The organism is Nocardia jiangxiensis NBRC 101359 (assembly GCF_000308615.1).
GTDB lineage: Bacteria > Actinomycetota > Actinomycetes > Mycobacteriales > Mycobacteriaceae > Nocardia > Nocardia jiangxiensis.
In genome coordinates, this window is the sequence record NZ_BAGB01000049.1 from 1 (window position 1) to 18686 (window position 18686).

Below are 18686 nucleotides of genomic sequence, written 5' to 3' on the forward strand. Positions count from 1 at the left end.
TTACCGCGAGATTCAATAGGAACCCCGACCGCTCCCGGCCGGGAGGACATCACCCGACGGTGACGACCGGCTCGCCCGTACCGGACCCTTCGCCCATCTCCTCGGCGATGCGCATGGCCTCCTCGATGAGGGTTTCCACGATCTGATGTTCCGGGACGGTCTTGATGACCTGGCCCTTCACGAAGATCTGGCCCTTGCCGTTACCCGAGGCGACGCCCAGGTCGGCCTCACGAGCCTCACCCGGACCGTTGACGACACAACCCATCACGGCCACGCGCAACGGCACCTCGAGTCCGTCGAGTCCGGCGGTGACCTCGTTGGCCAGGGTGTAGACGTCGACCTGCGCGCGCCCGCAGGACGGGCAGGACACGATCTCGAGTTTGCGCGGACGCAGATTCAGCGACTGCAGAATCTGATCGCCGACCTTGACCTCCTCGGCGGGCGGCGCGGACAGCGAGACGCGGATGGTGTCGCCGATCCCCTCGCTCAACAGCGCGCCGAACGCCACCGCCGACTTGATGGTGCCCTGGAAGGCCGGACCCGCCTCGGTGACGCCCAGGTGCAGCGGATAGTCGCTCTGCGCGGCCAACTGCCGGTACGCCTCGACCATGACCACCGGATCGTTGTGCTTGACCGAGATCTTGATATCGCCGAAGCCGTGCTCCTCGAACAGCGAGGCTTCCCACAGCGCCGATTCGACCAGCGCTTCGGGGGTGGCCTTGCCGTACTTCTCCAGCATCCGCTTGTCGAGCGAACCGGCGTTGACGCCGATGCGGATCGGGATACCCGCGGCGCCGGCCGCCTTGGCGACCTCCCCGACGCGGCCGTCGAATTCCTTGATGTTGCCCGGATTCACCCGCACCGCAGCACATCCCGCGTCGATGGCGGCGAAGATGTAGCGCGGCTGGAAGTGGATGTCGGCGATCACCGGGATCTTGGATTTGCTGGCGATGGTGGCCAGCGCGTCGGCATCTTCCTGCCGGGGGCACGCCACGCGCACGATATCGCAGCCCGAAGCGGTGAGCTGCGCGATCTGCTGGAGGGTGGCGTTGATGTCGTGGGTTTTGGTGGTGGTCATGGACTGCACCGAGATGGGGTGATCGCTCCCCACCCCCACAGTGCCGACCATCAGCTGGCGCGTTTTGCGTCGCGGTGACAGGACCGCCGCTGGTGCGGCGGGCATACCCAATGCGATGGCACTGGTCACGTTCGGCTGCCTACTTTCCATATCTGCTCCACCGGATCTTTCGCCGAGTCTAGTGCTGCCGGATTGGCGGGCGCTGTGTGAGCCTCGATGCAGGGCAGGCTGGAAGGGCCCGCGGCAGGGATTGAGCCGTACAGGAAGGTATTCGGTGCGCTGCGACGCTTGGTTCTGTGCAACAGGTTTCACATCAGACGCGCCAGCGGGCCCGATTCGGGCCGCGGCGGCGGTGTGACCGATAACACACCCCAGCGCTCGACGGCGGTTCAGCCCAGATGGTGGAACGCTGCCCCGGTAGGGATCAGCAGGTGGGGTGCCCCTACCGGTCGAACCCACCCTCCGCGAGGCGATCGGTGAACACATCCCACTCCGCCGAACCGAAGATCAGTGCTGGACCGGCGGGATTCTTCGAGTCTCGGACGCCGACCTTGCCGCCGTTCAAATGGGCCACCTCGACGCATTCTCCGCCGCTCACGCTTCGGCTGCTCTTGAACCACCGCGCACCCGATAGATCGACGATCATGATCCGTACTCCTTCTGTCTCGCCTCGATGAGACTGCGAGTGTCGTTCTCGCTCAAGGCTACTCGCTCGATATCGGCCCGAGTGGCGCGATATATTTCGATCTCGGCAGGCTTGTCCAGGTAGAGCGCACCAGCAGAGTTCTCGATATAGATGACCGGCGACTCCGTGAGAGCAGGATTCGGATGCTCCGGAAATTCCAGGAAGACAAAGTCTTTGCTGTGCAGACCGAGGTGCACCGGAGCACTGAATGGAACGGTTCTGACTGAAACATTCGGGAGCCGAGCGATCTCGAGGAGATGTCGCATCTGCTGGACCATGACATCTTTGCCGCCGACGTTTTGACGCAGCGCCGATTCGTTCACGAGGGCTTTCAAGGTAAAGCTCGGATCGGCAACCCTTTCCTGCCGTTTCGCGAGTAGCCCGAGTTCACTCTCGATGTCCACCGGCTGCCCCTGCAGTTCCCACAGCGCTCGCCGGTACTCCGGAATCTGAAGCAACCCAGGCAGAATCGCCGACTGCCAGGTCGAATAACTGCAGGCTTCGGCCTCGAGACCGATATACAGCTCTACCCAGGCCGTAAACCCGCCCGCGAAGGACTGCCACCACCCATCCTTGCGCGACTCCGTCGCCAACCACAGCAGAATCCGTCGATCCTCATCGACGACCCCGTACAGGTCACACAGCAGATTGACGGTCACACGCTTGATCTCGCTACTGCGGCCGGTTTCCAACCGCCACAACGTCTGCGAGCCCATCTCGCATGCTCGGGCAGCGTGGGTCCGGCTCATCTTCCGCTCTTCGCGGAACTCACGCAGACGACGGCCGAGCACGCGGCGCGGCAGGGTGCTGTTGCTCAATCGAACGGACACTGGGAAACACCAACCTTTCATTTGCGGGACCACCGTCGTACGCGACGTACAGATTCATTCCATTTCAAATGGAATGCTCCGAACGTTCCAAACCATGTGGAGTGATTTCGTTCCCGGGCGAAATCCAACGGCGGCTCCCAACCGTACCCGTTCGGTGATTTACTGGCATACGTACGCGGCCATCGGATCTCACCGCTCAGTGGTCTATTTCGCCGATGCCACAACGTTTTTCCGCATTGCGCTTTTCCGCACCGACACCCGATCCATCGAGCAAAGAAACGGAAGATGCTGCACTACACCAGAACCGGCGACACCATCGTCATCCCGTCGCAAGTGCGCGAACACGCCGGACCCGACCTCGCACACGACCGGACGCAGCGCCACCTGGTCCACCGAATCAACCGGCGTCTCGCCCGAAAGTCGCACGGCCAGGGTGATGCCCGATGAACCCGATGTCCGCCTGGGACGAACTGTCGAGCATCGTCACCGTCCTCACCGGCTGCGCGGTGGCCCTGCTCGCCCTCGGCTGCCTGTGGCCGAACCCCCGCCCCACCCTGCAACCCCGTCGCCCACGCCACCCCCACGGCCCTACCCCACGACCTCGTCACCCACACCAACCCCACGGCCCCACCCCGTCGTCCTGCAGCCCACCCCCGAAACCGTTCACCCTCACCACCGCCCACCGCGACATGCAACTCCACCGCGACCACACCTGCGCCCGCAAACGCGCCGCCTTCGCCGCCCTGGTGGCCGCCGGCCACATCACCCCCGACTCCTACCGCCCCTGGCGCCACCCATGACCAACCGAGACGAACCACCGACCACCCCAACACAATTCCCCCCACTCCTGATCCGAGCAATCGCCCTCACCGCCCGAGCCACCACCCAGGGGTACCGCCTCGTCCGCCAAAACCCCACCCCCTACAAATGGCAACTACTCGACATCACCGACAACACTCCCATCCACACCGCAGATACCCTCGAGGAGATCGAAACCTGGCTCGACACATAGCCATCGCCGAACCGCAACCGCCGATGGATCTGTCGATCACGTCAGGTGCTCTGCCTGCTCGGGTCGTCGATCACCCAGGCGGCGATCTGCACGCGGGAGTTGAATCCGAGCTTGGCGAGAATGTGTTCGACGTGGCCCTGCGCTGTGCGTTGGGATATCACGAGTTTCGCGGCGATCTGCTTGTTGCTCAGGCCCTGAGCGACCAGGTCGGCGACCTGTCGCTCCCGATTGGTCAGGAGCTCGGAGGGGCGAGAGGTCGCGGTGGCGCTGTCTTTTCCGACCGCGAAGGCGAGTGCGGCATCCATGCCCATCGACTGACCGCGCCGAAACGCACCGGCGAATTTCCGATTGCCGAGCGCGCGACGTGCTGTCTCCCCGCATTCCCGGTGAAGAGGCGACATATCCGGAGAGATGATCGTGGCGCTGTTCCCCGCCGGCCAGATGGTGTCGGTGGCGCCCATCAGCACCGCGGCCCGTTCGGGATCGATATCCGCCACGATCCATGCCAAGGATTGAAGCACGAAAGAGGCACTGACCGGGCTGTTCAACTCGTTGCACAGACCCAGTGCGGTCTGGATCAATTGCTGTGCGCGGTCCCGATCGCCCTGCTGCCACGCTGCTACACCCATTCCGCGCAGCGCGGCACAGCGATAGGCCAGCTCGCCGGACGCTTCGGTGACAGCGAGTAGTTGTCGGGAGAATTCCTCCGCCCGTTCCCGGTCACCGTGCACCTCAGAGGCCCATCCGAGGTAGGTCAAGGCGCTGATGAACAGTCCGGATTCCTGGTGCGAGCGCATTCGCCGCACCGCGCTTTCGAGCGACGAGCATGCGCTGGCGGCGTCGCCGCTCAGGAGTGCGAAGGTGCCCTCGGCGTGATCGAGGTAAGCCTGGATCACGGGACTCCGGTCCCGTTCCGCGAGCGACTGCACCTCCGCCAGAGAAGCTTCAGCGGTACGGAAATCCCCGTGCGCGGCGGCGAGTTGGAGGTCGACCCAGAGCGCCGGTACACGATCGGGTATCGACCGGGCCTCGGGACACGCCAGCGCACGCTCGATCCACGATCGGCCTTCGCCGTACAGCCCACCGAAGAACCAGAACCCGTGCAGTGCGGCAGCAATCTGCAGGGCCGCGTGCGCCGACTCCGTGGTCCGATCGCCGATGAAGAATTCGAGTGCTTCGCGAAGGCTCGGCTTCTCCCTGCCGAGGCGGGCGAGCCAGTACGGTTGCCGGCTGCTGAGCCACTCGGCTTCGGCCTCCAGGGCGAGCTCTCGATACCATTCCGCGTGCCGTCGCCGCAGCTCCTGGTATTCACCGGATTCCTGCAACTTCTCCCGACCGTATTCGCGCAGGGTTTCGAGCATCCGGAAACGTACTGCGGTACCGACCTCCTCCCGGACCAGAATCGACTTGTCCACCAGCGACGACAGCACATCGAGCACGTCCTCCGGTGTCAGCGCGGCGCCGGACACCTGCGTGGCTGCGGTGAGTCCGAAAGACCCGGCGAAGATCGTCAGACGGGCCCACAGCTGTTGCTCCGCCGCCGTACACAGGTCGTAACTCCAGTCGATACAGGACCGCAGAGCCTGCTGCCGCGTGGGCGCGGCCCGGCTTCCGTGGGTCAGCAACGAGTAGCGGTCATCGAGGTGCCGCAGGATCTGCGTCGGCGACATCGAACGCAGGCGAGCCGCCGCCAGCTCGATCGCGAGCGGTAAACCGTCGAGTCGGGCACAGATCTGCGCTATCGCCGACTGGTTTCGCTCGTCGAGCTGGAATCCCGGCAGGGCTGCGACGGCGCGGTCGGTGAACAGAGTCACGGCGTCGAAACGGGGTATCCGCTGGGGAGTATGTTCCCGGTCCTGGTCCGGAATCGTCAATGGCGGCACCTGGACCACCGATTCTCCGGCGATGTTCAGCGCCTCGCGGCTCGTGGCGAGGATCCGCAGATCCGGGCAACTGCGCAGCAGGGTGTCGGCCAGTTTCGCTGTCGCATCCACCAGGTGCTCGCAATTGTCCAAGATCAGCAGCGTCTCGCGAGTGGCCAAGAACCGCATCACCACCTGGAGCAGCGATGCTCCCGGGACATCTCGGAGGCCGAGCACGGCTGCGATCGCGTCGACCAGGAGTGCCGGGTCGGATAGCTCGGCGAGTTCCACCAGCCATGTTCCATCGGCGAAGTCGCGTTGTTGGGCCGAGGCGGCCCGCAACGCCAAACGTGTCTTCCCGACACCCCCGATGCCGGTCAGTGTCACCAGCCTGGACGACGACAGGAGGTTCTTGACCTCTGCCATCTCGCTGCGCCGATTGATGAAACTGGTCAACTCCGACGGCAGATTGCCGCGGCCCCGGCCGCTTCCCGGCTCGCCCGGGGTCGCCGGATACTGCGACGGAACGGGAGTTTCCCGAACGTCGGCCTTCCGGCCCGGCTCGGTGGGCAGCGCCATGGCATCCACCGGGAATCCGTGACGCTGCTGAATCCGGCGCAGGGCGCTGCCGAAGGCGGTGGCGGTCGGGCGGGCGGTGCGGTCGCGGCTCATCGCCGCCGCCACGAGTGACACCACGTCATCGGTCAGGCCGCTGACCCGCAGATCCGGTACCGGCTCGGTGGTGATCCGCAAGAACTGCGTCATCACGTTCTCGCCCTCGCGGCGCTCGAACGGCGCGTGGCCGGTCAAGGCGCTGAACAGCGTCGCGCCCAGCCCGTACACATCCGAGGCAGGGCCCGGTGTGTCACCTTCGAGAACCTCCGGGGCGGTGTACGCCGGTGATCCCGTCAGGGTGCCCGCGGCTGTGCGGAAACCGCCGGTGATGTGCGCGATGCCGAAGTCCGTCAGGGCCGGTTCGCCGTATTCGGTGAGCAGGATATTCCCCGGCTTGACGTCACGGTGCACGATGCCGAGACGGTGAGCGCTCTCGAGCGCTCCGGCGATCTTGACCCCGATCGACAGCGTTCGCTCCAAGGAGAGCGGTCCGTGCTCACGGAGCCACACCTCCAAGGAGTCCGCCGAGTGGAACGGCATGACCAGGTACGGTCTGCCGCCGGCGGTGGTGCCGACCTCGAGGACCGTCACGATGTTCGGATGCCCGGTCAAGCGACCCATTGCCCGTTGTTCGCGCAGGAAGCGCGCTCTGCTGTCGGGGTCCAGGTCATCGGTCGACACCTTCACCGCGACCGTCCGGTCCAGCGCCGCCTGCCAGCAGCGGTACACCACGCCGAATCCGCCGCGGCCGACCTCCACCGCGTCCTCGAAACCTGCAGCTTCCAACTCCGCCGTGAGAGGTGTGACAACCTCACGACGGGTATGGAGAGAGTCGTCGTCACTCATCGGCCACTGGGACATCCGGCGGGTTCGTAGACAGTGGGCATCCTTTGCTGATCGTTCGCCGTGTCCACTTTATCGCCTGAAATCGGGGTTTCGGCCCGGATCGCGTGATCGTGCTGAACCGCGGATGCCGCGCTGCCGAGCACCAGGCAGGTGCTGTGCGCGCGCATTGTCACAGCCGTGGTCGTGCCGGACACGTTCACGCATCGCCCGGCAGTCCGCACGCAACGCGGAGTCTGCGGACCTTCCTGCATTCAGGCTTCGAAAGTCGTTGTCGTACAAGGGAATCATCCGTTCCGTCGGTGTCCGTAGGATGGCGAGGTGGACGTCTACCGTGCGGTGCAGACCAGACAGTCGATTCAGGCATTCACCGAGGAGCCGGTGGATCGGGCGGTCCTGGAGCGGGTGCTCGGGGCGGCGGCTCGGTCACCATCCGGGGGCAACCTGCAGCCGTGGCACATCTATGTGCTCAGCGGTGATCCGTTGGCGGAGTTGAAGAAACGGGTCGGCCGGCGGATCGCGGCGGGTGATTCCGGGGACGAGCGGGAGTTCGCGGTCTACCCGCCCGATCTGGCCTCGCCGTATCGGGAGCGCATTGCCGACATGGGTGCGCGCCGGTACGGCGCGATCGGCATCGCCCGCGACGACGCCGCCGGACGCGCCCGTGTCAGAGCCGAGAACTGGAACTGCTTCGGCGCATCCACCGCCCTGTTCTGCTACCTGGACCGCGACATGCCCGCCCCGCAATGGGCCGACGCGGGCATGTACCTGCAGACTGTGATGCTGCTACTGCGTCAGGAGGGGCTGCACAGCTGCGCCCAGATCGCCTGGTCCGAATACCACCGCGCCGTGGCCGAGACGATCGCGCCGCCACCGCAGCGAATCCTGTTCTGCGGCATGTCCATCGGCCATCCCGACCCCGAAGTCCCGCACCCGCACAGCATCCGGGCCCCGCTCTCCGAAACCGTGACGTTCCTCGACTGAGCGTCGGGTGATCCGCAATTGTTCCGAGAGGAGGGTGGCGGCGCTGCCCTCGGTCGGCTGATCAGCATCCTGGAGCCTCGACTCGGCGCCGACCGCATCCGTCTCATCGTCTGGTCCGACAACTGACGCGTGGTCGACGAACACCCCGACCAGGTAATTCACGGCTGAAATCTGGGTGAGTAGAACCCTTCTGAGCGCCCCCGGCGAAATCTACTGTGGCTGACCGAGTCGACGCTGGAGCAGAAGAGGATCACCCATGTCGTTGCTGGAATCCGCGTCGGTGCACGAAGGCGCGGTGGAAGATGACCGACATCTGACGGTCACCGAAACCCGGACCGCGATCGCGGCGAGCCTGATCGGGACCACCGTCGAGTGGTACGACTTCTTCCTGTACTCCACTGCCGCCGGAATCGTGTTCGGCAAGTTGTTCTTCCCGCATACGAGCAGTTTCGTCGGGACGATGCTGTCGTTCGCGACGTTCGCGGTCGGATTCCTGATGCGGCCCATCGGCGGACTCGTCTTCGGGCACATCGGCGATCGGATCGGGCGCAAACGGACACTCGCGCTGACGATGGCGCTGATGGGCGTGTCCACCGCGCTGATGGGCGTACTGCCCACTGCTAGCGCGATCGGGATCGCCGCGCCGATTCTGTTGCTGCTGTTGCGAATTCTGCAGGGGTTCGCACTCGGCGGGGAATGGGCCGGGGCGGTGCTGCTGGCGGTGGAATACAGTCCGCGACGCAAGGTCGGGATCTTCGGCAGTTATCCGCAGATCGGCCTGGCGCTGGGTCTGGCCCTGGGCACCGGAGTGTTCGCACTGCTGCGCTCGACGCTGAGCGAGCCCGCCTTCCTGAGCTACGGGTGGCGCATCGCGTTCGGTGCGAGCGTGGTGCTGGTCGTGATCGGCCTGATCGTGCGACTGCGGATCGACGAGACGCCCGCGTTCCGGGAGATCGACCGGCTCAACCGGATCTCCAAGGTGCCCGTGGTCGAACTGTTCCGCAACGTGCGCAACCGGCGCAATACGTTCCTCGGCCTGCTCTCGCGCTGGGGTGAGGGCGCGGCATTCAACACGTGGGGCGTCTTCGCGATCACCTTCGCCACCGGCCACCTGGGTTTGCGTCAGGTCCCGGTGCTCGTCTCGGTCACCATCGCGGCCGTGGTGATGGCCGCGCTGATCCCGATCTCGGGACTGCTCACCGACCGGTTCGGCCCGCGCCGGGTCTACATCGCGGGCATCGCCGCGTATGGGCTGTTGGTGTATCCGGTGTTCGCGGTGTTCGAGACCAAGAACATCGTGCTGTTCGCCGTGGCCATCATCGTGGTGTTCGGCGGCGCGCACGCGTTGTTCTACGGCGCGCAGGGCACGCTGTACGCGGGCCTGTATCCGCCCGAGGTGCGGTACACCGGGCTGTCTTTCGTCTATCAGTTCTCGGGGATCTACGCCTCGGGCATCACGCCGATGATCGTCACCGCACTGATCGCGGTGACACACGGTTCACCGTGGCTGGCCTGCGGATATCTCGTGGCGACCGCGGTGGTGAGCGTCATCGCGACGCGGTTCATCGACGAGGACGACCGGCTCACCGCCTGAGCATCCGGCCCGGAACCGGTTCCGGGCCGGATGCAACAGCATCATCCCAGGGTAGCCACCTTGGCCGTACCCTTCACGACGGTGTCGTTGCGGTCCACCAGTGCGGCGCGGACCTGAACACGCTGCCCTCTCGCCATCGGCGTGCCCTGCAGGATCACCACAGCCGAGTGCTGCGCCCCGTCGCAGGTGAACCGGTTCTGTGAACCGGTCGCGGACGGATGATCGGCATCCGGCGCACCTGCCATCACCTTCAGCGCGGTTACCCCGGCAGAGGGATCGCAGCTGTAGTTCACCATGACATTGGTGGGTCCGATGCCCGTGACATCGATGCCGTTGGCCGCGAACGCGGTGCCCGCGGCCAACGCCACGACCGCACCCACCCCACCTGCGACGGTGGTCAACCGAGCGGTATGCCGGAACTTGCCGAGAATCGACATGGTCATTCCTCCTGTGTAGCGGACATGGATCGCTGGACACACTCAGAACGCATTGCGGCGCCATACCGCGCGCCGCACGACCATGGTCCCGCACATCACCCCGCCGGCCACCACCCGGCCCCGGCCGATCAGCCCGCGACAGGCCGCATACAACCGCGCAACGAGTCGATATAGGCGGTCATGGCGTCGCGATTGCGCGTGAGCAGCTCGACGCGATCGGTCAGGCGATCACGCTGGGATTCCAGGACGGCCATGATCTCCGGCGTCGCCTCGGCGAAGTGGATATCGCTCGGATCGTGCAAGCACGGCAGGATCTGCTTGATGATTCGCGTCGGCAGGCCCGCGTCGAGCAGGCCGCGGATGTGCACCACCTGATCGACGAGTCGTTCGTCGTAGTCGCGGTATCCGTTGGCGCTGCGGCCGACGCGGATGAGCCCCTGCTCCTCGTAGTAGCGCAGCAGCCGTGGCGAGGTCTGCGTGCGCTCCGCCAATTCCCCGATCCGCATATGCCGCTCCTCACAACGACTTCCGGTTGACTCTCACATATGTGTGAGAGTTCGAGCATAGCGATATGAGCACAGACATCACCCTGTTCGACTACAGTCCGATCGTCGATCGCGCGCCGATCCAGTGGCCCGGCGGCAAGCGGGTGGCCTTCTACGTCGGACTCAATATCGAGCACTTCTACGTCGATCTGCCCGGTACCGCGATCTATCCGGGCACCACCGCACTGACACCGGACTCGCTCAACTACGGCTGGCGGGACTACGGCCCGCGGGTGGGCATCTGGCGGTTGATCGACACCCTGGACAAGTACGGCATCCGGGCCAGCGCACTGCTGAATTCCGATGTGGGCGAACGGTATCCGCAGATCATCCGCGCGGGCGTGGACCGCGACTGGGCATGGCTGGCGCACGGCAGCAGCAACAGCCACATGCACACCGGGCTGTCCCCGGAGCAGGAGCGAATCGCGTTGCGCGACATCGTCACCGATATCGAACGCAGCACCGGGCAGCGCCCGCGCGGCTGGATGGGGCCGGGCCTGACCGAAACCTTCGAAACGCCCCGGCTGCTCGCCGAACTGGGCCTCGACTACATCCTGGACTGGACCAACGACGATCAGCCCTATCCGCTGAACGTCCCGGGCATGCTCAGCGTCCCGTACTCGGTGGAGCTCAACGACATCGGCATCTTCGTCAGCAAGGGACTCACCGGACCCGATTTCGTCAGGATGGTCGTCGATCAACTCGACCAGCTCTACGAGGACTCGGCCGACAGCGGACGCGTACTGCCCCTGGCACTGCATCCGTTCGTCACCGGCCAGGCGTTCCGCCGCCGGTATCTGGACGAGGCTCTGGAGTACGTCACCAATCATCCGGGCGTCTGGGTCACCACCAGCGACGAAATCGCGGCGCACTACCGGAAAACCGCCGTGACCAGAGGATAGCCGCCGATGCCCGGGACCGCGATCACACATGCAGCCCGAGCACCCCCACGCCACCGACGTGCGGATCCGTGCTGCTCACCCGGTCACATCCGGCGTACCGCTGGATTCGGCGCATACGAAGGGCGACTCGGCGGAACTTCCAGACGACGCCAACCACCCGGTCACATCCGCCGGACTGCTGAATTCGGAGGATACGGTTGCGGCTGACTCCAACTTCCGGCCGACCCCGACCAGCGGCTCCGCACCGCTCGCTCAGCCGAATGCACGGGACCGCTAGATTGAGGACATGCGGCTGGCGATGACGGCGGAACTCCCGGACGATCCGGATGCGGCTGTGGCGCTACAGAATCGGCTGCGTGAGCAGGTGGACCGAAGCGATCCGCGGCCGCCACGGTTCGAGACGGTGGCGGGGCTGGATTCGGCATACGACGAACAGGGGAATGTCGTTGCGGCCGTGGTGGTTCTGGATGCCGCGACGCTCGAGCCGGTCGACACGGCCACCGCTCGGGGGACGACCGAATTCCCTTATATCCCTGGGCTGCTCGCGTTCCGGGAGTTGCCAACCGTCATCGCCGCGCTCGAAAAGCTCGGCACCACACCGGATCTGCTGATCTGCGACGGCCAGGGGCTGGCGCATCCACGCCGCTTCGGGCTGGCGTGTCATCTCGGGTTGCTGACCGGGGTGCCCACCATGGGCGTCGCGAAATCGGTGTGGGGCAACGCTTCCGAACCCCGCGACCAACGCGGCTCGGTCAGCGACATCCTCCTGGACGACGAGGTGGTCGGCCGGGCTGTCCGCACCCAGCCCGGCGTCAAACCCGTGTTCGTCTCGGTCGGACATCGGATCTCGCTGGATACCGCCTGCGAGACCACACTCGCCCTCGCGCCGCGCTACCGCCAACCCGAGACAACCCGCCGCGCCGACCATCTGTGCCGAACCCTGTTGCGCGAGAACGCCTGAGGCATGCCCCGATTGCTCGACTCACCGTATGCCGGGCCGACCCGCGTGCGGCGAAAAGCCTGTCTCAGAAGAGTTTGATCGGATTCACGATGTCCGCGACGAGCACCAGGATCATGTACGCCCCGCCGATCACCACGACGACATAGGTGGCCGGTAGGAGTTTCATGTAGTCGACCGGGCCGCCCGCCGCCAGACCGCGCCGACCCCGCAGCACATTGCGGATCTTCTCGTAGAGCACCACCGCGATGTGCCCGCCGTCCAGCGGCAGCAGCGGCAGGATGTTGAACGCGCCCAGGAAGAAGTTCAGGCTCGCCAGCACCAGGATGAACACGTTCCACAGGCCGTGCTCGACGGTCTCGCCGCCGATCTTGCTGGCCCCGTACACGCTGACCGGAGTATTGGGGTCGCGGGTGCCGCCGGTGACCGCATGCCACAGGTTCACGACCTTGGTGGGCATCTGCGCCAGCGATTCGAAGGTCTTGCCGAACATCTCGCCGGTGAACCCGATCGAGGCCGGGATCGCGGTGAGGACGTTGTAGTGCGAGGTGTCGTAGTAGTCCTGCGAGACGCCGATCTTGCTCGCCGTCACCGGGGTCGCGGCGGGCTTGTTCGTCTTCGAATCGACCGGGTAGGTGTTCACTCGCACCGGATCGACCGTGATGTGCAGCGTCTTGCCGTCCCGCTCGACCGTGTAGTCGATCGGTCCGGTGCGGTCCTTGGTCTCGGACGCGATCTGCTGGATGGTCTGCACCGCGACGCCGCCCACCGCGACGATCTTGTCGCCGCGCCGCATACCCGCCAGCTGGGCCGGACCCTCGCCGCTGCACTTCTGGTGCGTGCCGTCGGCATTGTCCGCGCCCACGCAGGCGACCGCGATCTGATTGTCCGGCGGCGAATCCAGCCGCGGCAGACCCCAGCCGACGGCCAGGATCACGATCAGGATGAAGCCCAGCACGAAGTTCATCACGATGCCGCCGACCATCACGACCAGGCGTTTCCAGGTCTTCTGCCGGTACATCGCCCGATCCAGATCCGCCGGATCGATCTCGTCCAGCGCGGTCATCCCGGCGATATCGCAGAAACCACCCAGCGGCAGGGCCTTGAGGCCGTACTCGGTCTCACCGCGGCGGAAGGAGAACACCTTCGGGCCGAATCCGATGAAATAGCGGCGCACCTTCATACCGGTGGCCTGGGCGGCCCACATATGCCCACACTCGTGCAGCGCCACAGACGCCGTGATACCGAGGGCGAACAGCACGAACCCGAACACGAACCCCATGCGGTGTCGAACCCTCCTGCATCAGTTGCCTACGTACTTGCGCGCACGCTGTCTCGCCCACGCGTCCGCCGCGAGCACCTCGTCCAAGGTACTGGGTTCCACGCGCCACTGGTCGGCCGACTCGACCACAGCCGCGACCGTCCGCACGATACCGGGGAAACCGATCAGCCCGTCGAGGAACGCCTGCACCGCGATCTCGTTGGCCGCGTTGTAGACCGCGGTCACGGTTCCGCCCGCCTGCCCCGCCTGCCGGGCCAGTTCGACCGCCGGGAAGACCTCGCTGTCGACCGGTTCGAACTCCCAGGTGTGCGACCGCGTGAAATCCAACGGCGCCAGGACGCCCGGCACCCGGTCCGGCCAGCCCAGAGCCAGGGCGATCGGCAGTTTCATATCCGGCGGGCTGGCCTGCGCGATCGTCGAGCCGTCGGCGAAGGTGACCATGGAGTGCACGATCGACTGGGGGTGCACGGTGACGTCGATGCGGTCGTAGGGGATGCCGAACAGCATGTGCGCCTCGATCAGTTCGAGGCCCTTGTTGATCAGGGTGGCCGAGTTCAGCGTGTTCATCAGGCCCATCGACCAGGTCGGATGCGCTTTGGCCTCGTCCGGGTTCACCGATTCGAGCATCTCGGTGGTCCAGCCGCGGAACGGGCCGCCCGAGGCGGTGAGCACGAAACGGTCCACCTCCTCGGCCCGCCCGCCGCGCAGGCATTGCGCCATCGCCGAATGTTCCGAGTCCACCGGGACGATCTGACCGGGCTTGGCCGCCCGCGTCACCAGCGAACCGCCGGCGACCAGCGACTCCTTGTTCGCCAGCGCCAGGCGGCGACCCGATTCCAGGGTGGCCAGGGTCGGTTCGAGTCCGAGCGAGCCGACCAGCGCGTTGAGTACGACGTCCGCGTCCGTGCGGCGCACGAGTTCGGTGACCGCGTCCGGACCGGCAAGGGACACACCGAGTTTCGCGGCGGCAGCGGGATCGGCGACGGCGACCTCCGTGGTGCCGGTGGCCCGGATCTGCTGCGCCAGCAGGTCGGTGTTGCCGCCCCGGGCGGCCAGCCCCACCACCTGGAAGCGGTCCGGGTTCTCGGCGATCACCTCGAGCGCTTGCGTACCAATGGAACCGGTGCTGCCCAGGAGCAGGACTCTCACTATGTCGGACACCACTTCATTGTTCCGCACTACGGAGCCCAACACCTGCTCACCCCACTGGCTACGACGGGCAGTCGTATGTAACGATGATGTCCGACAGTTCTACCTGTAACCGATGGGAGCGAGCAGTGGCCGGCACAGAAATGGAGCGCGCCGAGAGCGGCGGCGTCGTCACCAAGGTCGACCCCGCCGAGGTTCCCTCCGCCGCCTTCGGCTGGAGCGGTGAATCCCGACGCACCTTCAAGGTCGCGGCCGTGGTCGTGGCCCTCATCCTGCTCGCCATGCTGTACGAGAACCAGCAGGGCGCCTCCACCGGTTGGACCGGCTACATCTATCTGATCCTGTTCGCCGCGACCATCGTGGGCATCCTGGTCCGCGATTTCGTCACGCGGAACAAGCCCAAGTAGAGCTTGGTAATCAGCCGCCCGGAGCCCTGCGAGGCACGACGAGGAATCGTCACCGGGCGGCTTTCTGTTCTCCGGAGAAGTTTCCGAGGCCGCCCCGGTCCGCAGCAAGCCCAGCTGTGTCATCGCCGTCCGCGCGTTCCCCGGCTCTTCGCAGCGCCTGCCTTCACATTCGTCTTCCCGCCACCGGACTTCCCCGTCGAGGTCTTCCCTCCAGCAGACTTACCGCCTCCGGAACGCGCTCGCCCGGACTGTGCTCCCCTGCCGTCGTTTGCGCCGTCCTTGCCGTCGGCAGTTTTACTCTTGCCGCTCGACGGCGCGTCCTGCTGCCGGCCGCGGGTGCTGCGGGCGGTGCGGCCGCGGACGACGCCGATGAAATCCTCCACAGCCGGATTGTCGAGGTCGATCGGCCACGCCAGGGCTATCTCGGTCGGCGGGAGGTCGGTGACCGTCCGGTAGACGAGATCCTTGCGGTGGTGCAGGCGGGCCAGGGAATGCGGCATGATCGCCGCGCCGCCGACCGCCGCGACGAGTTCGAGCGTGCCGGCCAGCGCATCGAGATCGTCGGCTTCCTGCATCCGCTCGTCGGTGAGATCGGTGGTGGCGACCTCCTCGAACAGCGCGATCGGGTGGTCCTTCGGCACCACGACGACGGGCAGTTCGCGGTACAGCGGGATCGCGTGCAAACCCTCGCGGTCGATGGGCAGACGGACGAAGCACATGTCGACCTGACCGTCGCGCAGCGCGGACTCCTGCTGCGACTGCGGGATGCCGATCACGGCCAGTGAATCGTCCGCGAACCGCTCCGACCAGATCCGGGCCCACTTGGCGACGGTCACGCCCGGCACGTATCCGACCCGCAGCGCATCGGGAGCACACTCGTTCACCCGACCAAGGGTATGGGATACCTATCCGCGCCACCCAGAACGCGGGCACACCCATCGCAGATCCACCGTGGACGGGGCGGCCCTCGAGCGCCAGGGCGGTCTGCTCGGCGAGGTAGCCGCTGTACAGCGGACGCCACGGCATCCAGGTGTCGTATGACATCACCGCCAGCTGATCGACCCGGCGTGCGACATCGGCGAAATACCCTCGGGACCAATACTTTCCGTTCCCGGTCAGCAGTGCCTGACCCCAGGTTCCGGAGTCTGTGCCCTCACCGGGAAGGGGTCACCGACGGTCGGCTTGGTTGCGCGTGGAAGCTTCGGGCGGCGGCGTCCGGCCGGGTTCGGATTCTTCTCACCTGTCGCGTGCTCGGGAGTCCGGATCGATCTTGTCGGCGCGTTCGAAATCCTGCTTCAGCTCGTCGCGAGAGGCGACGGCTTCGCCGCGGTGAGCCGCTGCTCGTTCTTGCATGCCTGCCGCCTGCGCTGCCTTGATATCGGCCTCGGCCTGAGCGGCTCGAGCCTTGGCCGCGGTCTCGTCGGCGAGCGCTTCACGCTGGCCGGCCTCGTGGGACTGTTCGGTTGCCTTCTCGCGGATGCCCGCGGCTTCGACGCGGCGGTGTTCCTTGCGCTTGTTCAACACCACCCAGGTGAGCGCGGCGACGATCAGAATTGCCGCGATCACGACAACGACGATGATGACGATCGAGGTGGTAGTCATGTCAGCTCCGGGAAACTTGGTTCAGCGTGGTCCATGTGGTTGGCACCGGCCTCAGAAGTAGTGGCGTCGCCCGCCGACTGCGCGGCCCATCGACCCCAAAGCCAGGAGCACCAGACCGATGATGAGGACCACGATCCCGATGGTCCAGAGGATCTGGATCTTCAGCAGGAAACCGACGACGAGAAGAATGATTCCGAGAATGATCATGGTCGATACCAAGTTTCGGTGGGGGAGTGATGGGGCGGTGGACCACACTGGTGGTCGCGCGTGGCGTCAGTGTTTGAAGGCGTCCTTCATCTTCGCTCCGGCCTGCTTGGTATCGCCTTTGGCCTGATCGGTGCGTCCCTCGGTCCGCAGGCGAGTGTTGCCGGTGCCCCGGCCGACCAGTTTCTTGGCGGCCCCCTTGGCGGCTTCGGCCTTGTGCGCGATCTTCTTACCGATGCTCATGGTGGTGGTCTCTCTCGTGTTGTGCCGTCGCCGCGGATGTGGCGAACGTCTGTGCGAGTGCCGTCGGCCGCGCCCCGAGTGCGGGTCGGCAGGGGTGTCGGTCCCTGGATCGGTTGCCGAATCCGAAAAAGTGAAATCGGTCGGGACGCGAAGCACTGGATCTACGTCGTACTTACTCAACCACCGCATACCCATGGTGTCAACAGTGTAGAGCTACACTTTATGACTGCAGTGTAGATGCGGGGCTGACCTGTGTTGGTCCTGAAAAGGAAGGCGCGGCGCCGATGACCGAATCGCCGAGCGGTCGGACGGCCGCAATCCTGGCGAGCGGAAATGCGGCACCTGCGAGGGGAGAACACCCATACTGACAACGAGCGATCAAGATCTCCATCACCGCCCGCTTCAGCGGGGCACCTGGCGAGGACCGTCGCGTCGGTAGTGCTCGTCGGTAGATCACGCGGATTTGGAGGGAACCGGGATGACGGTGTCCGACAGTGTGCGAGACCTTGGCTATGCGGCAGGGTGGCGGATGGTGCGCGCGCTGCCGCACCCGTGGGCGGTGCGGTTGTTCGATGCCTGCGCCGATCATGCCGCCCGCCGCAACGGCGGCCCGGTGCAGTTGCGCCGCAACCTGGCCCGCGTGCTGGGCATGGCACCCGATCATGTCCCCGACGAGCTGATCCGTGACAGCCTGCGCTCGTATGCACGATATTGGCGCGAAGCATTCCGGCTGCCGACGATGGATCCGACAACGCTGGCCGACGAAGTCGAGGCCGCAGCGACCGGTATCGAACACGCCGCAGCGGCCATGGAACTCGGTCGCGGGGCGATTCTCGCCTTGCCGCACAGCGGCAACTGGGACATGGCCGGCGTGTGGGCGGCACAGCGGTTGGCCACCCCGACCGTGGTCGCCGAACGGCTCCGGCCCGAAGCGTTGTTTCAGCGGTTCGTCCGCTACCGCGAACGCCTCGGATTCGAGATCATCCCCCTCGCCGGCGGTGACCAACCGCCATTCGAGGGATTGGTCGAGCGGTTGCGGCAGGGACGGGTCGTGGGCCTGCTCGGTGAGCGCGACCTTACCGGCCACGGTGTGCCCGTCAGCTTTTTCGGCGAACCGACCCGGATGCCGGCCGGTCCCGCCCGACTCGCCATCGACACCGGGGCGCCACTGCTGCCGGTGCACTGCTGGTTCACCCCCAACGGGTGGGGATTCAGCGTCGAGCAGCCGCTGGACACCTCCGACGGCATCGTTGCGACCACCCAGCGCCTCGCCGACCGGTTCGCCGCCAACATCGCCTCCCATCCCGCCGACTGGCACATGCTGCAACCAGTGTGGCCCAACGGGTGAGGTCACCCAGGCGGTGATCACGGCCAACGCGTTGTGGACCGAACACGGATCGACTACGGCCGCCCGTGAGCGCGGTCAGCATGGCAGCGTACGGCGACCGGAATCA

Annotated in this window: 20 protein-coding genes; 8 read left to right on the forward strand and 12 right to left on the reverse strand. The window is 65.8% G+C overall.

What is annotated here, in order from left to right; genetic code table 11:
- Positions 1-49: 49 nt before the first annotated feature.
- From ispG to ON40_RS23025, 3 genes are all read right to left on the reverse strand, one after another.
- Positions 50-1207 (reverse strand): flavodoxin-dependent (E)-4-hydroxy-3-methylbut-2-enyl-diphosphate synthase, encoded by a 1158-nt coding sequence (gene ispG / locus ON40_RS23015; protein ID WP_040826072.1) that lies wholly within the window; start codon positions 1205-1207, stop codon positions 50-52.
- A gap of 313 nt (positions 1208-1520) precedes the next feature.
- Complete coding sequence (locus ON40_RS23020; protein WP_040826073.1) at positions 1521-1724, reverse strand: DUF397 domain-containing protein; 204 nt, start codon at positions 1722-1724, stop codon at positions 1521-1523.
- Positions 1721-2581 carry a helix-turn-helix domain-containing protein gene (locus ON40_RS23025; RefSeq protein WP_169541894.1) on the reverse strand — a complete coding sequence of 287 codons (861 nt, stop codon included), beginning with the start codon at positions 2579-2581 and terminating at the stop codon, positions 1721-1723. Before ON40_RS23025 ends, ON40_RS23020 begins: the two co-directional genes overlap by 4 nt.
- A 455-nt stretch (positions 2582-3036) precedes the next feature.
- On the opposite strand from ON40_RS23025, the gene ON40_RS52020 reads away from it, so the two are divergent.
- Together ON40_RS52020 and ON40_RS23030 are read left to right on the forward strand one after the other, a co-directional pair.
- A complete protein-coding gene (locus tag ON40_RS52020) occupies positions 3037-3393 on the forward strand; it encodes a hypothetical protein (RefSeq protein ID WP_157186384.1) in 357 nt (118 codons plus the stop codon).
- Entirely contained in the window at positions 3390-3605 is a 216-nt protein-coding gene (locus ON40_RS23030) for a hypothetical protein (protein WP_040826075.1), read from the forward strand. Before ON40_RS52020 ends, ON40_RS23030 begins: the two co-directional genes overlap by 4 nt.
- Positions 3606-3646: 41 nt before the next feature.
- Here the strand turns inward: ON40_RS23030 and ON40_RS23035 are convergent, their stop codons facing one another.
- Complete coding sequence (locus tag ON40_RS23035; RefSeq protein WP_040826076.1) at positions 3647-6928, reverse strand: protein kinase domain-containing protein; 3282 nt, start codon at positions 6926-6928, stop codon at positions 3647-3649.
- Positions 6929-7246: 318 nt separating this feature from the next.
- Here ON40_RS23035 and ON40_RS23045 point away from each other — a divergent pair, with 318 nt between their 5' ends.
- Positions 7247-7909, forward strand: a complete 663-nt coding sequence (locus tag ON40_RS23045) for a nitroreductase (RefSeq protein WP_040826078.1) — start codon at positions 7247-7249, stop codon at positions 7907-7909.
- 256 nt (positions 7910-8165) lie between these two features.
- A complete protein-coding gene (locus ON40_RS23050) occupies positions 8166-9503 on the forward strand; it encodes an MFS transporter (RefSeq protein ID WP_083895857.1) in 1338 nt (445 codons plus the stop codon).
- A 41-nt stretch (positions 9504-9544) separates the two neighbouring features.
- Here the strand turns inward: ON40_RS23050 and ON40_RS23055 are convergent, their stop codons facing one another.
- Together ON40_RS23055 and ON40_RS23060 are read right to left on the reverse strand one after the other, a co-directional pair.
- Positions 9545-9946 carry a hypothetical protein gene (locus tag ON40_RS23055; RefSeq protein ID WP_040826079.1) on the reverse strand — a complete coding sequence of 134 codons (402 nt, stop codon included), beginning with the start codon at positions 9944-9946 and terminating at the stop codon, positions 9545-9547.
- Between the two features lie 122 nt (positions 9947-10068).
- On the reverse strand, positions 10069-10446 hold the full coding sequence (locus tag ON40_RS23060) for a MerR family transcriptional regulator (protein ID WP_040826080.1): 378 nt from the start codon (positions 10444-10446) through the stop codon (positions 10069-10071).
- Between the two features lie 65 nt (positions 10447-10511).
- On the opposite strand from ON40_RS23060, the gene ON40_RS23065 reads away from it, so the two are divergent.
- Together ON40_RS23065 and nfi are read left to right on the forward strand one after the other, a co-directional pair.
- Positions 10512-11387, forward strand: a complete 876-nt coding sequence (locus tag ON40_RS23065) for a polysaccharide deacetylase family protein (RefSeq protein WP_040826081.1) — start codon at positions 10512-10514, stop codon at positions 11385-11387.
- A 286-nt stretch (positions 11388-11673) separates the two neighbouring features.
- Positions 11674-12348 (forward strand): deoxyribonuclease V, encoded by a 675-nt coding sequence (gene nfi / locus ON40_RS23075; protein WP_040826083.1) that lies wholly within the window; start codon positions 11674-11676, stop codon positions 12346-12348.
- A 64-nt stretch (positions 12349-12412) separates the two neighbouring features.
- Here nfi and ON40_RS23080 read toward each other — a convergent pair whose 3' ends face one another.
- Together ON40_RS23080 and dxr are read right to left on the reverse strand one after the other, a co-directional pair.
- Positions 12413-13627, reverse strand: a complete 1215-nt coding sequence (locus ON40_RS23080; RefSeq protein WP_040826084.1) for a M50 family metallopeptidase — start codon at positions 13625-13627, stop codon at positions 12413-12415.
- 21 nt (positions 13628-13648) lie between these two features.
- Positions 13649-14788 carry a 1-deoxy-D-xylulose-5-phosphate reductoisomerase gene (gene dxr, locus ON40_RS23085; protein WP_040826171.1) on the reverse strand — a complete coding sequence of 380 codons (1140 nt, stop codon included), beginning with the start codon at positions 14786-14788 and terminating at the stop codon, positions 13649-13651.
- Between the two features lie 116 nt (positions 14789-14904).
- Between dxr and ON40_RS23090 the strand changes: the two genes are divergently transcribed.
- Positions 14905-15183 carry a DUF2631 domain-containing protein gene (locus tag ON40_RS23090; RefSeq protein WP_040826085.1) on the forward strand — a complete coding sequence of 93 codons (279 nt, stop codon included), beginning with the start codon at positions 14905-14907 and terminating at the stop codon, positions 15181-15183.
- A gap of 119 nt (positions 15184-15302) precedes the next feature.
- Here ON40_RS23090 and ON40_RS23095 read toward each other — a convergent pair whose 3' ends face one another.
- The 4 genes from ON40_RS23095 to ON40_RS50070 form a co-directional block, all read right to left on the reverse strand.
- Entirely contained in the window at positions 15303-16067 is a 765-nt protein-coding gene (locus tag ON40_RS23095; protein ID WP_040826086.1) for a LysR family substrate-binding domain-containing protein, read from the reverse strand.
- A gap of 352 nt (positions 16068-16419) precedes the next feature.
- Positions 16420-16785 carry a hypothetical protein gene (locus tag ON40_RS23100; RefSeq protein ID WP_051193449.1) on the reverse strand — a complete coding sequence of 122 codons (366 nt, stop codon included), beginning with the start codon at positions 16783-16785 and terminating at the stop codon, positions 16420-16422.
- A 51-nt stretch (positions 16786-16836) separates the two neighbouring features.
- Positions 16837-16992, reverse strand: coding sequence for a DUF6131 family protein (locus tag ON40_RS53280; protein ID WP_085997776.1), 156 nt, complete (start codon positions 16990-16992; stop codon positions 16837-16839).
- A 66-nt stretch (positions 16993-17058) separates the two neighbouring features.
- Positions 17059-17232: a CsbD family protein gene (locus ON40_RS50070; RefSeq protein ID WP_083895858.1), complete on the reverse strand. Its 174-nt coding sequence runs from the start codon at positions 17230-17232 to the stop codon at positions 17059-17061.
- Positions 17233-17710: 478 nt separating this feature from the next.
- On the opposite strand from ON40_RS50070, the gene ON40_RS23105 reads away from it, so the two are divergent.
- A complete protein-coding gene (locus ON40_RS23105; RefSeq protein ID WP_040826087.1) occupies positions 17711-18580 on the forward strand; it encodes a phosphatidylinositol mannoside acyltransferase in 870 nt (289 codons plus the stop codon).
- Positions 18581-18686 lie beyond the last annotated feature (106 nt).

Bases quoted from the DNA above. Each gene is read 5' to 3' on its own strand.
- ON40_RS23065 (WP_040826081.1), top strand. From the start codon at position 10,512: ATGAGCACAGACATCACCCTGTTCGACTACAGTCCGATCGTCGATCGC.
- ON40_RS23100 (WP_051193449.1), bottom strand. From the start codon at position 16,785: ATGACTACCACCTCGATCGTCATCATCGTCGTTGTCGTGATCGCGGCA.
- ON40_RS23035 (WP_040826076.1), bottom strand. From the start codon at position 6,928: ATGAGTGACGACGACTCTCTCCATACCCGTCGTGAGGTTGTCACACCT.
- ON40_RS23050 (WP_083895857.1), top strand. From the start codon at position 8,166: ATGTCGTTGCTGGAATCCGCGTCGGTGCACGAAGGCGCGGTGGAAGAT.
- ON40_RS23105 (WP_040826087.1), top strand. From the start codon at position 17,711: ATGACGGTGTCCGACAGTGTGCGAGACCTTGGCTATGCGGCAGGGTGG.
- nfi (WP_040826083.1), top strand. From the start codon at position 11,674: ATGCGGCTGGCGATGACGGCGGAACTCCCGGACGATCCGGATGCGGCT.
- ON40_RS23060 (WP_040826080.1), bottom strand. From the start codon at position 10,446: ATGCGGATCGGGGAATTGGCGGAGCGCACGCAGACCTCGCCACGGCTG.
- ON40_RS23055 (WP_040826079.1), bottom strand. From the start codon at position 9,946: ATGACCATGTCGATTCTCGGCAAGTTCCGGCATACCGCTCGGTTGACC.
- ON40_RS23030 (WP_040826075.1), top strand. From the start codon at position 3,390: ATGACCAACCGAGACGAACCACCGACCACCCCAACACAATTCCCCCCA.
- ON40_RS50070 (WP_083895858.1), bottom strand. From the start codon at position 17,232: ATGAGCATCGGTAAGAAGATCGCGCACAAGGCCGAAGCCGCCAAGGGG.
- ON40_RS52020 (WP_157186384.1), top strand. From the start codon at position 3,037: ATGAACCCGATGTCCGCCTGGGACGAACTGTCGAGCATCGTCACCGTC.
- ON40_RS23020 (WP_040826073.1), bottom strand. From the start codon at position 1,724: ATGATCGTCGATCTATCGGGTGCGCGGTGGTTCAAGAGCAGCCGAAGC.
- ON40_RS23080 (WP_040826084.1), bottom strand. From the start codon at position 13,627: ATGGGGTTCGTGTTCGGGTTCGTGCTGTTCGCCCTCGGTATCACGGCG.
- ON40_RS53280 (WP_085997776.1), bottom strand. From the start codon at position 16,992: ATGATCATTCTCGGAATCATTCTTCTCGTCGTCGGTTTCCTGCTGAAG.